This window comes from Streptomyces sp. NPDC007205, from assembly GCF_040634095.1.
Lineage (GTDB): Bacteria > Actinomycetota > Actinomycetes > Streptomycetales > Streptomycetaceae > Streptomyces.
In genome coordinates this window covers 1-13,774 of record NZ_JBEYEW010000016.1, presented here as the reverse complement: position 1 = coordinate 13,774, position 13,774 = coordinate 1, and the positions used below count along the sequence as shown (strand labels likewise).

At 70.7% G+C, this 13,774-nt stretch carries 11 protein-coding genes and 1 pseudogene; 7 read left to right on the top strand and 5 right to left on the bottom strand.

What is annotated here, in order from left to right; all coding sequences use genetic code 11:
• The first annotated feature begins 4 nt into the window (after positions 1–4).
• Genes tal through pgl form a run of 4 tightly spaced genes read left to right on the top strand, consistent with a single transcriptional unit; the run spans position 5 to position 4,509 of the window.
• Entirely contained in the window at positions 5–1,123 is a 1,119-nt protein-coding gene (gene tal, locus ABZ624_RS24960; RefSeq protein WP_360092996.1) for a transaldolase, read from the top strand.
• A gap of 1 nt (position 1,124) precedes the next feature.
• The gene (zwf, locus tag ABZ624_RS24955) at positions 1,125–2,663 is read left to right on the top strand and encodes a glucose-6-phosphate dehydrogenase (RefSeq protein WP_360092993.1); all 1,539 of its coding nucleotides are present in this window, start codon (positions 1,125–1,127) and stop codon (positions 2,661–2,663) included.
• The gene (gene opcA, locus ABZ624_RS24950) at positions 2,660–3,730 is read left to right on the top strand and encodes a glucose-6-phosphate dehydrogenase assembly protein OpcA (protein ID WP_360092990.1); all 1,071 of its coding nucleotides are present in this window, start codon (positions 2,660–2,662) and stop codon (positions 3,728–3,730) included. Before zwf ends, opcA begins: the two co-directional genes overlap by 4 nt.
• Entirely contained in the window at positions 3,727–4,509 is a 783-nt protein-coding gene (gene pgl, locus ABZ624_RS24945; protein WP_360092987.1) for a 6-phosphogluconolactonase, read from the top strand. Before opcA ends, pgl begins: the two co-directional genes overlap by 4 nt.
• A gap of 58 nt (positions 4,510–4,567) precedes the next feature.
• Here pgl and ABZ624_RS24940 read toward each other — a convergent pair whose 3' ends face one another.
• From ABZ624_RS24940 to ABZ624_RS24920, 5 genes are all read right to left on the bottom strand, one after another.
• Positions 4,568–5,407: a carbohydrate ABC transporter permease gene (locus ABZ624_RS24940; RefSeq protein ID WP_360092984.1), complete on the bottom strand. Its 840-nt coding sequence runs from the start codon at positions 5,405–5,407 to the stop codon at positions 4,568–4,570.
• 10 nt (positions 5,408–5,417) lie between these two features.
• Positions 5,418–6,770 (bottom strand): sugar ABC transporter permease, encoded by a 1,353-nt coding sequence (locus ABZ624_RS24935; protein ID WP_360092981.1) that lies wholly within the window; start codon positions 6,768–6,770, stop codon positions 5,418–5,420.
• Between the two features lie 12 nt (positions 6,771–6,782).
• Positions 6,783–8,108: an ABC transporter substrate-binding protein gene (locus ABZ624_RS24930; protein ID WP_360092978.1), complete on the bottom strand. Its 1,326-nt coding sequence runs from the start codon at positions 8,106–8,108 to the stop codon at positions 6,783–6,785.
• 40 nt (positions 8,109–8,148) lie between these two features.
• On the bottom strand, positions 8,149–9,759 hold the full coding sequence (locus ABZ624_RS24925) for a glycoside hydrolase family 13 protein (RefSeq protein ID WP_360092975.1): 1,611 nt from the start codon (positions 9,757–9,759) through the stop codon (positions 8,149–8,151).
• Positions 9,760–9,894: 135 nt separating this feature from the next.
• On the bottom strand, positions 9,895–11,166 hold the full coding sequence (locus ABZ624_RS24920; protein ID WP_360092972.1) for an ABC transporter substrate-binding protein: 1,272 nt from the start codon (positions 11,164–11,166) through the stop codon (positions 9,895–9,897).
• Positions 11,167–11,297: 131 nt separating this feature from the next.
• Here ABZ624_RS24920 and ABZ624_RS24915 point away from each other — a divergent pair, with 131 nt between their 5' ends.
• From ABZ624_RS24915 to ABZ624_RS24905, 3 genes and pseudogenes are all read left to right on the top strand, one after another.
• The gene (locus ABZ624_RS24915; protein WP_360092969.1) at positions 11,298–11,804 is read left to right on the top strand and encodes a PadR family transcriptional regulator; all 507 of its coding nucleotides are present in this window, start codon (positions 11,298–11,300) and stop codon (positions 11,802–11,804) included.
• Complete coding sequence (locus ABZ624_RS24910; protein ID WP_360092966.1) at positions 11,801–12,577, top strand: ABC transporter ATP-binding protein; 777 nt, start codon at positions 11,801–11,803, stop codon at positions 12,575–12,577. Before ABZ624_RS24915 ends, ABZ624_RS24910 begins: the two co-directional genes overlap by 4 nt.
• 61 nt (positions 12,578–12,638) lie before the next feature.
• Positions 12,639–13,721 (top strand): annotated as a pseudogene (locus ABZ624_RS24905) (ABC transporter permease); the annotation flags it as partial.
• Positions 13,722–13,774 lie beyond the last annotated feature (53 nt).

Sequence of the window (13,774 nt, the reverse complement as noted above, 5' to 3'; positions counted from 1 at the left end):
TTCCATGACAGACGCACTCAAGCGCCTCTCCGAGGAAGGCGTCGCGATCTGGCTGGACGACCTGTCGCGCAAGCGGATCACGTCCGGCAACCTCGCCGAGCTGATCGACCAGCAGCACGTCGTGGGCGTCACCACCAACCCGACGATCTTCCAGAAGGCGATCTCCGCCGGCGACGGCTACGAGCAGCAGGTCGCGGACCTCGCCGCCCGCAAGGTCACCGTCGAAGAGGCCATCCGCATGATCACCACGGCGGACGTCCGCGACGCCGCCGACATCCTGCGCCCGGTCTTCGACGCCACCGGCGGCAAGGACGGCCGGGTCTCCATCGAGGTCGACCCGCGCCTGGCGCACCACACCAGGGCCACCGTCGCCGAGGCCAAGCAGCTGGCCTGGCTGGTGGACCGGCCCAACACCCTGATCAAGATCCCGGCCACCCAGGCGGGTCTGCCGGCGATCGCCGAGACGATCGGCCTCGGCATCAGCGTCAACGTCACCCTGATCTTCTCCCTGGAGCGGTACCGGGCCGTCATGGACGCCTACCTCTCCGGCCTGGAGAAGGCCAAGGAGCGCGGCCTGGACCTGTCGAAGATCCACTCCGTGGCGTCGTTCTTCGTGTCCCGCGTGGACACCGAGGTCGACAAGCGTCTGGAGGGGATCGGCACCGACGAGGCCAAGGCGCTGCGCGGCAAGGCCGCCGTCGCCAACGCGCGCCTCGCCTACCAGGCGTACGAGGAGGTCTTCTCGTCCGACCGCTGGAACGCGCTGGAGAACGCGGGCGCCAACAAGCAGCGTCCGCTGTGGGCGTCGACCGGTGTGAAGGACCCGGCGTACCCGGACACGCTGTACGTCACCGAGCTGGTCGCCCCGAACACGGTCAACACCATGCCGGAGGCCACGCTGGAGGCCACCGAGGACCACGGCGAGATCTCCGGTGACACCGTCGCCGGCACCTACGAGCAGGCGCGTGCCGACCTGGACGCGCTGGAGAAGCTCGGCATCTCGTACGACGACGTCGTGCAGGTGCTGGAGGACGAGGGCGTCGAGAAGTTCGAGGCGTCCTGGAACGACCTGCTGAAGTCCACCCAGGCGGAGCTCGAGCGCCTCGCCCCTTCGGAGGGCTGACTTGTCACCCCTTTCCGGCTCCGGAGCGAACCCGCTTCGTGACCCGGCCGACCGACGGCTCCCGCGGATCGCGGGGCCGTCCGGTCTGGTCATCTTCGGCGTCACGGGCGACCTGTCCCGCAAGAAGCTGATGCCCGCGGTGTACGACCTCGCCAACCGGGGTCTGCTGCCGCCGGGCTTCTCGCTGGTGGGCTTCGCCCGCCGCGACTGGGAGCACGAGGACTTCGCCGAGGTCGTGCACGACGCGGTGAAGGAGCACTCGCGCACGCCGTTCCGTGAGGAGGTCTGGCAGCAGCTCATCCAGGGGATGCGCTTCGTCCAGGGCACCTTCGACGACGACGACGCCTTCGAGCGGCTGCGCGCCACCATCGAGGAACTGGACAAGGCACAGGGCACGGGCGGCAACTTCGCCTTCTACCTGTCGGTGCCGCCCAGCTCCTTCCCGGTGGTCATCCAGCAGCTGAAGAAGCACGGGCTGGCCGACCAGTCGGGCGGTTCCTGGCGGCGCGCGGTCATCGAGAAGCCGTTCGGCCACGACCTGAAGTCGGCCGAGGAGCTGAACAAGGTCGTGCACGAGGTGTTCTCGTCGGACCAGGTGTTCCGGATCGACCACTACCTCGGCAAGGAGACCGTCCAGAACATCCTGGCGCTGCGGTTCGCCAACACGATGTTCGAGCCGATCTGGAACCGGTCGTTCGTGGACCATGTGCAGATCACCATGGCCGAGGACATCGGCATCGGCGGCCGGGCCGGATACTACGACGGCATCGGCGCCGCCCGTGACGTCATCCAGAACCACCTGCTCCAGCTCATGGCCCTCACGGCCATGGAGGAGCCGGCCTCCTTCGGCGCGGACGCGCTGGCCGCGGAGAAGGAGAAGGTGCTCGGCGCGGTACGGCTGCCCAAGGACCTGGGCCGCAGCACCGTGCGCGGGCAGTACGCGGGCGGCTGGCAGGGCGGCGAGAAGGTCATCGGCTACCTCGAAGAGGAGGGCATCGACCCGAAGTCGAAGACCGACACGTACGCGGCGATCAAGCTGGAGATCGACAACCGGCGCTGGGCGGGCGTCCCCTTCTACCTGCGCACCGGCAAGCGCCTCGGCCGCCGGGTGACGGAGATCGCCGTCGTCTTCCAGCGGGCCCCGCACTCCCCCTTCGACACCACGGCGACGGAGGAGCTGGGCCAGAACGCGATCGTCATCCGCGTCCAGCCCGACGAGGGCGTGACGGTCCGCTTCGGCTCCAAGGTGCCGGGCACCTCGATGGAGATCCGGGACGTCTCCATGGACTTCGCCTACGGCGAGTCCTTCACGGAGTCCAGCCCGGAGGCGTACGAACGTCTGATCCTGGACGTGCTGCTCGGCGACGCCAACCTCTTCCCGCGTACGGAGGAGGTCGAGCTGTCCTGGAAGATCCTCGACCCGATCGAGGAGTACTGGGACAAGCACGGCAGGCCCGCGCAGTACAAGTCGGGCACCTGGGGTCCCGCCGAGGCGGACGAGATGCTCGCACGAGACGGACGGAGCTGGCGCCGGCCATGAAGATAGACCTGACCGACACCACCGCCGGCGACATCAACAAGGCGCTCGTGCAGGGCCGCCGTGCCATCGGCACCCCCGCCGTCGGCATGGTCCTCACCCTCGTCATCGTCACCGACGAGGAGAACGCCTACGACGCCCTGAAGGCCGCCAACGACGCCTCGCGCGAGCACCCCTCGCGCACGCTGGTGGTCATCAAGCGGGTCTCCCGCTCCCCGCGCGACCGCACGTCGTCGCGGCTGGACGCCGAGGTGCGGGTGGGCGCGGACGCGGGCACCGGCGAGACGGTGGTCCTGCGGCTGTACGGCGAGGTCGCGGACCACGCCGACTCGGTCGTCCTGCCGCTGCTGCTGCCGGACGCGCCCGTCGTCGTGTGGTGGCCGGTGAACGCCCCGCTGGACCCGGCGAAGGACCCGCTGGGCGCGCTCGCCCAGCGCCGGGTCACCGACACCTACGCCGCCGAGCAGCCGGTGCGGGAGCTGTCCGCCCGCGCCGCGGCCTACACGCCCGGTGACACCGACCTGTCCTGGACCAGGATCACGCCGTGGCGTTCGATGCTCGCGGCGGCCCTGGACCAGGTGGTCTGTGAGGTGAAGACCGTCGAGGTGGAGGGCGAGGAGTTCAACCCGAGCTGTGAGCTGCTGGCGATGTGGCTCGCGGACCGGCTGGACGTACCGGTCAAGCGCTCGCTGTCCTCGGGCCCGGGCCTGACGGCCGTCCGCATGGACACCGACTGCGGTCCGATCGTGCTGGACCGGGCGGACGGCTCGCTCGCCACGCTGTCCATCGAGGGCCAGCCGGCCCGCGCGGTGGCGCTGAAGCGGCGGGAGACCGCCGAGCTGATCGCGGAGGAGCTGCGCCGGCTCGACCCGGACGACACCTACGCCTCGGCACTGCGCTATGGGGTGGAGCGGCTGAACACGGTTCCGGAACAGTCTGTTCAGGAGCAGTCCGCCCAGGAGCCGGTGGCCGAGCCCGAGCCCGAAGAGGAAGCGGCCAAGGCGCCGGCCAAGAAGGCCGCCGCGAAGACCGCGAAGAAGGCACCGGCGAGGAAGGCGGCGGCGAAGTGAGCACTCCGCAGCTGGTCGTCCACCGCGACAAGGAACTGATGGCCCAGGCCGCCGCGGCCCGCCTGATCACGAAGATCGTGGACGCGCAGGCCTCCCGGGGCACCGCGTCCGTGGTCCTCACCGGCGGCCGCAACGGCAACGGCCTGCTGGCCGCACTGGCGGCGGCGCCCGCGCGGGACGCCATCGACTGGGGCCGCCTCGACCTGTGGTGGGGTGACGAACGCTACCTCCCCGAGGGCGACCCCGAGCGCAATGTCACGCAGGCCCGCGAGGCCCTGCTCGACTCGGTCCCGCTGGACCCGGAGCGCGTGCACGCCATGCCCGCCTCCGACGGCCCGTACGGTACGGACGTCGACGCGGCGGCCGAGGCGTACGCGGCGGAGCTGGCGAAGGCGGCCGGGCCCGAGAACCACGGCCCGGTACCCACCTTCGACGTCCTGATGCTGGGCCTCGGCCCGGACACCCATGTGGCCTCGCTCTTCCCGGAGTTGCCGGCCGTACGGGAGACCGAGCGCACGGTGGTCGGCGTGCACGGCGCGCCCAAGCCGCCGCCGACCCGGATCAGCCTGACCCTTCCGGCGATCCGGTCGGCCCGCGAGGTGTGGCTGCTCGCGGCCGGCGAGGACAAGGCGGAGGCCGCGGCCATCGCCCTGTCGGGCGCCGGCGAGATCCAGGCACCGGCGGCGGGGGCGTACGGCCGTGCCCGCACCCTGTGGCTGCTGGACGCGGCTGCGGCTTCGCAGCTGCCCCGGTCGCTGTATCCGCCCGCGTCGCCGTGAGGCTGGTCCAGAACTACCTGGAACAACGGACGGCGGGAACTCCGGTTCCCGCCGTCCCTCATTTCACCGACCCCGCCATCACGCCCTGCACGAAGTGCCGCTGGAAGGCGAAGAACACCACCACCGGCACGATCAGGGACAGGAACGCGCCCGGTGCCAGGACGTCGATGTTGCTGCCGAACTGCCGGATCTGCGACTGGAGTTGCACGGTCAGCGGCTGGGAGGAGCTGTCGGCGAAGAGCAGGGCGACCAGCATGTCGTTCCAGACCCAGAGGAACTGGAAGATCGCGAGCGAGGCGATCGCGGGCCGGCCCACCGGCAGGACCAGGCGGGTGAAGATACGCCACTCGCTGCCGCCGTCCATCCGCGCCGCCTCCAGCATCTCCTTCGGCATCTCCGCGAAGTAGTTGCGCAGCAGGAACACCGCGAACGGCAGCCCGTACGCCACGTGGAACAGGACGACACCGGGGATCGTGCCGAACAGGCCGAGGGCGCCGAAGAGTTTGGCCACCGGCAGCAGACCGATCTGGACCGGCACCACCAACAGGGCCACCACCAGCAGGAAGAGCGGCTCGCGCAGCGGGAAGTCCAGCCAGGCGAAGGCGTATCCGGCGAGGGCGGCGATGACCACGACGAGGGTCGTGGCCGGCACCGAGATCAGAACCGTGTTCCAGAACGCCTGCGTCATCCCGGAGTTCTTCAGCAGCGCCGAGTAGTTGGCGAAGGACAGCTGGCCGGGGCTCGCCAGGGCCGTCCACCAGCCGCCCTTCGCGGTGTCCTGCGCCGAGCGCAGGGAGGACAGGAACAGTCCCGCGAGCGGGGTCAGCCAGACCAGGCCGATGACCACGAGGACGGCCTGGACGAGACCGTTGCCCAGGGAGCGCCGTAGGGCGTTCATCGCAGACTCCTCATCGTTGACTGCTGCGGAAACGGCGGACGTTGAAGACCATCGCGGGGATCACCAGAAGCAGGAGCAGCACGCCGAGGGCGCTGCCGAGGCCCTGGTTGTTTCCGCCGCCGAAGGACACCAGCCACATCTGGGTGGCGAGGACGGTGGCGTCCTCCTGCACGGGGCCGGGCGCGATGATGTAGACGAGGTCGAAGACCTTCATCACGTTGATCACGAGGGTCACGAAGACCACGGTGAGCACGGGTGCGAGCAGCGGGACCGTGATCCGGCGGAAGATCTGCCACTCGTTCGCGCCGTCCATGCGGGCCGCTTCCAGCGCGTCCCGGGGCAGTGTGGACAGGCCCGCGCCGATCAGGACCATCGCGAAGCCGGTCCAGATCCACAGGTACGCGCCGATGATCGCCGGGGTGACGAGGGTCGGGCCGAGCCAGGAGACGCCCTGGTAGGGCGGCGCGAAGTTGGACTCGGGGAGTTTCACCGTGTACGGGCCCGGGTGCAGTCCGGAGAAGCGGAAGGAGCCGTCGGCCGCGGTCGTCGTGCTCGCGACCGCGGCGCCGTCCCGCACCGCCTCGACCTTCATGCCGGGCAGCCCGCTCTCCTTCGGGTCGACCTTGCCCTGTCTGCCGCCCCCGCCGGGGGTGAAGTCCAGGTAGACGACACCGCGCAGTTCACCGGTGGCGGCCTTCCGGCCGGCCGCCGGGTAGGCGGGTGAGGCGTCCTTGGGCAGGTCCTTCGGCAGGACGCCGACCATCGGGAGCGTCACCGAGTGGCCGCTGGAGGCGGTCGTGCTCCAGGAACCGTCCTTGTCCTGGGTCAGTGGACCCGGACGGCCCCGGGCCGTCGGATACGACGACGTGCCCTTGAAGGCGTCGTGGACGGAGACCACGGCCGCGTTGAGCACGCCCTTGTGCGGGTCCTCGTCGTAGGCGAGCCGGAAGATGATGCCGGCGGCGAGGAAGGACACCGCCATCGGCATGAAGAGCAGCAGCTTGAACGCCGTGGCCCAGCGGACCTTCTCCACCAGGACGGCCAGGATCAGGCCGAGGCCGGTGAGCAGGGCCGGGGCCACGACCACCCAGATGGTGGTGTTGCGGATGGCCTTCAGGGTCGCCGGGTCGCGGAACATCTCGGTGTAGTTGTCACCGCCGACGAACCGGGTGCCGGAGGCGTCGAAGAAGCTGCGGCCGACGGAGAACAGCACCGGGTAGACGACGAGCGCGCCGAGCAGGAGCAGCGCGGGGAAGACGAAGAGCAGGGCGACCAGCCGGGCGCGCCGCCGGCCGCGGCGCACGGGCGCCGGGCCGGCGGCCCGCGGGCCCGCCTGCTGCTTCTCGAGTGTGGTGGCGGTCATGGTTGCTGCCGCTCAGTCCTGGTAGGCCTTGGCCGCCGCGGCTTCCAGCTTCGCCGCGGTGCCCTTCGGGTCCGAGGGGTCGCGCAGGAAGTCCTGCAGCAGCTTCCACTCGCCCGCGCCCTTGGTGCCGCCGAAGGCCGCCGGTGCCTGGTCGGACATGTCGAAGCGGACCGAGTCTCCGGCGCCCACCAGGGACTTGGCGGTGGCGCGGGTGACGTCGTCGCTGTACGAGGCGAGGTCGAGCTTCTTGTTCGGGGACAGGAAGCCGCCCGCCTTCGCCCACACGGCCGCGGCCTCGGGCGTGGCCAGGTACTCCAGGAGCTTCATGCCGGCCTTGGCGTTCTTGCCGTCCTTGAGGACGACGGCCGCGTCACCGCCGCTGACCACCGGCGACGTGCCGCCGTCGACCGCCGGGAACGGGAAGAAGTTCGCGTCCTTGCCGATCGCCTTGCCGAACTGGTCGTGTGCGACGCCGGCCACGAAGTCGCCCTCGAACACCATGCCGGCCTCCGGCTTGGGTCCGAAGACCTTCTCCACCGAGCTCGGGAAGTCGGTGTTCAGGGCCTCCTTCTGGCCTCCGGCGACAAGCTGCTTGTCCTTGAACAGCTTGCCGAGCGTGGTGAGCGCCTTGACGACGGACGGGTCGGTCCACTTGAGCTTGTGCGCGGCGAGGGCGTCGTACTTCTGGGGTCCGGCCTGGGAGAGGTAGACGTTCTCGAACCAGTCGGTGAGGGTCCAGCCGTCCTCACCGCCGACGGCGAAGGCGGCGAGGCCGGAGTCGGAGACGGTGTGCCCGGCCTTCAGCAGCTCGTCGTACGTCTTCGGCGGCTTGACCCCGGCCTGGGTGAGGGCAGCAGGGCTGTACCACACGGTCGACTTGTGGGCGGCCTTGAAGTACAGGCCGTACAGGGTGCCGTCGACGCTGCCGTACTTCTTCCACACGGGCGCGTAGTCGGCGGTGACCGTCTGCTGGGCGGTCGGCGACAGCGGCCTGAGCCAGCCCTTCTTCGCGAACTGGTCGAGGACGCCGACCTGCGGGACCATCACGACGTCGGGCGCGTTGCCGCCCTCGATCTTGCTGCCGACGACGGTGGAGACGTTGTCGCCGGTGGAGATGAACTGCGTCTTGGCGCCGGTCTTCGCGGTGAAGGCGTCCAGCACCTTCTGGAAGTTCTTCTGTTCGCTGCCGGTCCAGACGCCGGCCACGGTGACCGTCTGGCCGCTGAGCGCCTTGTCGCCGCCGCCGGCCGAGACCGGTCCGCCGCCGCAGGCGGTTGCGCCGAGAGCCAGGGTGAGCGCGGTACAGCCGGTGAGCAGGGTGGTACGTCGTCGCATCATCGTTGATGTCCCTTCGGGGGTTGGGAGGTGACGGGTCGGGTCAGAGGTCGCTCAGCCACCAGGCCGCCGTGGCGCCGGGCAGTACGCCGGCCGGGCAGGGGCCGCTGGAGAGCAGGGGGGTGCCGGAGACGGGGGCGGGCGTGGGGGCCGTACCGAAGTTGACGGCGCAGACCAGGCCGTCGCCGCGGGTGAAGGCGAGGACGCCGGGCGGGGAGTCCAGCCAGCGGAGTGTGCCCTCGCCCAGCTGCGGCAGGGTGTGCCGCAGCTGGAGGCCGTCGCGGTACAGGTGCCAGAAGGAGCGGGTGTCGGCGAGGGCGCGGTCGGTGGCGTACTCGGCGAAGTACTCCGGCTGCGGCAGCCAGGGCTTGGCGGACTCGGCGCCGGAGGTGAAGCCGAACGGGGAGGCCTGCCCGGACCAGGGCAGCGGGACCCGGCAGCCGTCGCGTATACGGGCCCGGCTGCCGGTGCGGCGGTAGATCGGGTCGGTGAGGACGTCGTCGGGCAGGTCGACGACCTCGGGCAGGCCGAGTTCCTCGCCCTGGTAGACGTACGCGGCTCCGGGCAGCGCCAGCATCAGCAGTGCGGCGGCGCGGGCGCGGGCGGGGCCCAGGCCGCTGCCTTCGGGGGTCGGTTCGCCGTAGCGGGTGACGGTGCGGACCTGGTCGTGGTTGTTGAGGACCCAGGTGACGGTGGAGCCGGTGCCGGCGATGTCCTGCATGGCCTCGGAGATGACCTTGCGGAAGGCGTCGGCGTCCCAGGGGGCGCCGAGCAGGTCGAAGAAGAAGGCCTGGTGGAGTTCGTCCGGGCGGACGTACAGGGCGTGTTCGCGGGCGGTGGGGACGGAGACCTCGCCGACGAGGAGGCGTTCGCGGCCGTCTCGGGCGGTGTACTCCTCGCACACGGCGCGCCACCAGCGCCACACCTCGTGCACCTCGGGCTGGTTCCAGGCGAGCGGGTTGACCGAGTCGCGGGTGCGGGCGTCGGCCTCCGGGTCGTCGGAGTCGGGCAGTTCGGGGTGCTTGTACAGCCCGGCCGCCACATCGATGCGGAAGCCGTCGACGCCCCGGTCCAGCCAGAAGCGCAGCACACGGTCGAACTCGGCGGCGACCTCGGGGTCGCGCCAGTTCCAGTCGGGCTGCTCGGGCGTGAACATGTGCAGGTACCACTGGCCGTCGCCGACCCTGGTCCAGGCGGGGCCGCCGAACATGGCGTGCCAGTTGTTGGGCGGCTCGCTGCCGTCCGGGCCACGGCCGTCGGCGAAGTGGAAGCGGGCACGGGCCTGGCTGCCGGGTGCGCTGTCCAGTGCCTCGCGGAACCACGGGTGCTCGCTGGAGCAGTGGTTGGGGACGATGTCGAGCAGCACCTTGATGCCGAGCCGCCGGGCGGCCGCCATCAGCAGGTCGAACTCGGCGAGGTCGCCGAAGAGCGGGTCGACGTCGCAGTAGTCGGCCACGTCGTAGCCGTGGTCGTGCTGCGGCGAGGGGTAGAAGGGACTCAGCCAGATGCCGTCGACACCGAGCTTCTTCAGATACGGCAGCCCCGCGCGGACCCCGGCCAGATCGCCGATGCCGTCGCCGGTGCTGTCCAGGAAGCTGCGGACGTACACCTGGTAGATGACGGCGTCGCGCCACCAGTGGTGCTTACTCAACATGCATGCATGTTAGGTAGGCGTATCGCGGGGGTGTCAATGAAAAGAACTTTTGCTACTGTCAAGTTGGGCCGACAAATCCGGACTTGTCAGGGCACTCGGGCAGCAGATGAGATGTCGGCGTTACTTAACAAGTAACTAGCGACCGGAGACGGCCGCCAACTCCCGCGCCAGTCGGCGCACCGCCGCCGCGGGCGTCTCGTGCCCCGTCAGGGCGTCCTGCACGACCGCCTGGACCACCAGGCTGACCTGGTCGTAGTGCGCGCTCTTGGGGCGCGGGGCGGCGGTGAGCACGGCGGTGCGCAGGGTCGGCAGATAGGGGAACCGTCGCACCAGCGCGGGGTCCTGGTAGAGCGCGGCCCGTACGGGCGGCAGCGCACCCCGGACGAGCACCTGGCGCTGGACGGGCGCACTGGTGAGGTAGGCGATCAGACGCGCGGCCGAATCGGGGTGCGGGGTATGGGAGTTGACGGCGAGGTTCGAGCCGCCGAGCACACTCGTCCCCGGTCCGTCGGGGCCGGGGATCGGCACGGCGCCGATCTTCCCGGCCACCCTGGAGCCCTTGGCGGAGGCGACGGCGTAGACGTAGGGCCAGTTGCGCAGGAAGAGCAGCCTGCCGTCCTGGAAGGCCTGTTTGGACTCCTCTTCCTTGTACGTCAGCGCCGCCCTCGGTATCCACCCCTCGCGGATGCCGCGGGCGAGGAAGCCGATGCCCTCTCGGGCCGCCGCCGAGTCGACGGTGACCCGGGTGCCCTCGTCGCCGAGGATCGTGCCGCCCGCCGAGTACACGGCTTCGGCCGCGTTCACGGTGAGTCCCTCGTAGGGCAGGAACTGACCCGCGTAGCCGCCGAGTCCGTACTTCGGCGCGATCGTCTTCGCGTCGTGCTCCAGCTCCGCCCAGGTGCGCGGCGGGGGCACGCCCTCCTTGGCGAGGATGTCCTTGCGATAAAGGAGGAGTCCGGCATTCGTGACATACGGGACCGCGTACAGCCGTCCGTCATAGGTGGCCGTGTCCACGACCGGGGGCAGGAAGCTCTTCAGCGGGAAGCGGTCGCGCGGCAGGGGGCGGATCCAGCCGGCCGCCGCGAACTCCGAGGTCCAGTTGACGTCGATGTTCAGGACGTCGAAGCGGCCCCGGTCGCCGCCGCGCAGGTCGGTGGTCATCTGCGCATGGGTCTCGTCGGCGGAGTCCGGCAGCTCGACGAGCGTGACCTTCTCACCGGGATGGGTACGGTTCCAGCCCTGGAGCAGCGGGCCGAGATAGCCGGTGAGGTCGCCGGCGGTGGCCAGGGTGAGCGGGCCGCGGCCCTCGCCCGCGACCTCGTCGGCACGTGCACCGGAGGCGACGTACCCGGTCATGATCACGGCGAGAACGAGGAGGCCCCTACCGGCGGCGCGTATCCACCGCATAGGTTCCTCCCTGAACACGTACACACGGCTCCGGGCACCCTCGCCCGGGAGTCAGAGGCCATGTATACCTGTTAGGTATGGGCGATACTAGGGTCTGGAGCACATTGTGAGCAGACAGGAGGACAGCACGAGTGCGCCTGCCCCTCCTGGCACTCCTCGCCCGTGGTCCGGCCCATGGCTACGAACTGAAGCAGGACCTTGAGCTACTGCTGGGCTCCGCGTACCCTCAGCCGAACGTCGGCCAGATCTACGTCACCCTCGGCCGCCTCGAGAAGTCGGGACTGATCGAGGGCGAGGACGTCGAGCAGTCCAGCCGGCCCAACAAGAAGGTCTACCACCTCACCGACGCCGGGCGGGAAGCGCTGCACGCCTGGTTCGAGGAGACCGAGGACGAGCCGCGGGTACGGGACGAGTTCTTCATGAAGCTCGCCGTCGCCCCGCAGACCGGTCTCGCCGATCAGATCGCCCTCATCAACAAGCAGCGGCGCCAGTACCTCACCACCATGCGCAACCTGTCGAAACTGGCCGCGGCCGAGAACCGGGACAACCGAATCGCCCACCTGCTCATCGAGGGCGCGATGCTGCATCTGCAGGCCGACCTCGACTGGCTGGAGCGGTGCCAGGAGGAACTGGAATGAGCGAGCACGCTGCTCCAGTGCCGCGCACCGAGGGCACTCCGGTGCTGCGCGCCGAGGGGCTGGTGAAGACCCACCACGGCGAGGGTGCGCCCGCACATGCCGTGCGCGGGGTCGATCTCTCCGTGGCCCGCGGCGAGTTCGTGGCGATCACCGGCCCGTCCGGTGCCGGCAAGTCCACGCTCCTCCACCTGCTCGGCGGGCTGCAGCGGCCGGACGAGGGCAGCATCTGGCTGGACGGGCGGTGCACGGACTCCTTCAGCGAGGCGCGCTGGGCGGTGGAGCGCCGCAAGGCGATCGGGATCGTGTTCCAGTTCTTCAACCTGGTGTCCAACCTGTCCGTGGCCGACAACATCGAGCTGCCCGCCCTGCTGGCCGGCGTCCCGCCGAAGAAGGCCCGCGCCGAACGGGAAGAGCTGCTGGCCGAGCTGGGGCTCGCGGGCAAGGAGCGCAGCATGCCGGGCGAGCTGTCCGGCGGCGAACAGCAGCGGGTCGCGCTCGCCCGGGCCCTGGTCAACCATCCGCCGCTGCTGCTGGCCGACGAGCCCGCCGGAAGCCTGGACAGCAAGGGCACGCGCGAGGTGATGCGGCTTTTGTCCCGCTTCCACGGGCGTGGGCAGAGCATCGTCCTGGTCACGCATGACGCCCGGCTGGCGAGCGCCGCCGACCGCGTCATCAGTTTCTTCGACGGCCGCATAGCCGACGACGCGCGCCTCGACGGCGCACCACCGTCCCGGAAGTCGGGGATCTCGGGTGTGCTGGAGCTGAGGGACTGATGGTGCGTCGCGGGTCAGGGGTCACGGGCGTGGTGCGTCGCGGGGCAAGGGGCTGAGGTACGTGCGGGCGACGCTGCGCTGGGCGCACTCCGATCTGCGGACACATCGTGGCGAGGCGCTGTTCCTCGTGCTGGCCACCGCCGGCATCGTCGCCTCGCTGCTGCTGGCCACCGCCCTGTTCGGCTACGCCACCAACCCCTGGCAGCGGATCTTCACACAGGCCCGCGGGGCACACGTATGGATCCACACCGTCCCCTCCGCGGACACCCACAGGCTCGCCCGCCTGGACGACGTCGAGTCCGTCGCCGGCCCCTACCGCACCGAGTCCGCCACCGTCGCCGTACGCGGCAGCCGCGCCTCCGTGGAGCTGCGCGGCGTCTCCCAGCGGCCCTCCGTCGGCCGGCCGCTGCTCACCGCCGGGCACTGGCTGGATCCGGCCGAACCGGACGGCGTGGTACTGGACAGCAGCCTGGCCCGGGCCCTGCTGGCCGAGCCGGGCGACACCCTCACGCTGCCCGGTACCGCCCGCACCCTGACCGTCGAGGGCATCGCGGACAGCGCCGAGCCGCACTACAGCCCGGGTGAGCAGCCGGGGCTGGTCTGGGCGCTGCCGTCCGCCGTACGCGCCCCCGGCGGCCAGGTGATCGGGCTGCGCCTCGACGCCCCGGGCGACACGGACTACGCGGTGCAGCGTGCCGTCACGGTGCTGGGCGCGGGCGCGGTCGGCGAGGTCTCCACCTGGCAGCAGGCGCGCGCCGCGGCCCAGGGCGACAACCGGCTGCTCGGCCAGGTGCTCGGCCTGTTCGGGCTGGGCGCGCTGGCCGCCGCGGGGTTCGCCGTGCACGGGGCGATCGCCACCCGTATCCGGGGGCATCTGCGGGACCTGTCGGTGCTGAAGGCGATCGGTTTCACACCCGGCCAGGTCGTCCGGGTCTTCCTGCTCCAGCACCTGGCGTACGCGCTGCTCGGTTCGGTGGCCGCCGCGGCCCTCACCGATGCCCTGGGCAGCCGTGTCCCCGGCCGGCTCGGCGACGCCGTGGGCGTGTGGCAGGGACTGCCGGGGCACACCGTGGCACTGTTCGTGGTGCCCGTGTGCGCGGTGCTGTTCATCGGCCTGACCACGGGGCTCGCGGCCTGGCGGTCTCGGTGAACACGGCCGGATCACGCGGCGCCGACCCGTACACGTTCGTGCTGGAC

Bases quoted from the DNA above. Each gene is read 5' to 3' on its own strand.
- tal (WP_360092996.1), top strand. From the start codon at position 5: ATGACAGACGCACTCAAGCGCCTCTCCGAGGAAGGCGTCGCGATCTGG.
- opcA (WP_360092990.1), top strand. From the start codon at position 2,660: ATGAAGATAGACCTGACCGACACCACCGCCGGCGACATCAACAAGGCG.
- ABZ624_RS24940 (WP_360092984.1), bottom strand. From the start codon at position 5,407: ATGAACGCCCTACGGCGCTCCCTGGGCAACGGTCTCGTCCAGGCCGTC.
- ABZ624_RS24935 (WP_360092981.1), bottom strand. From the start codon at position 6,770: ATGACCGCCACCACACTCGAGAAGCAGCAGGCGGGCCCGCGGGCCGCC.
- ABZ624_RS24930 (WP_360092978.1), bottom strand. From the start codon at position 8,108: ATGATGCGACGACGTACCACCCTGCTCACCGGCTGTACCGCGCTCACC.
- ABZ624_RS24925 (WP_360092975.1), bottom strand. From the start codon at position 9,759: ATGTTGAGTAAGCACCACTGGTGGCGCGACGCCGTCATCTACCAGGTG.
- ABZ624_RS24920 (WP_360092972.1), bottom strand. From the start codon at position 11,166: ATGCGGTGGATACGCGCCGCCGGTAGGGGCCTCCTCGTTCTCGCCGTG.
- ABZ624_RS24910 (WP_360092966.1), top strand. From the start codon at position 11,801: ATGAGCGAGCACGCTGCTCCAGTGCCGCGCACCGAGGGCACTCCGGTG.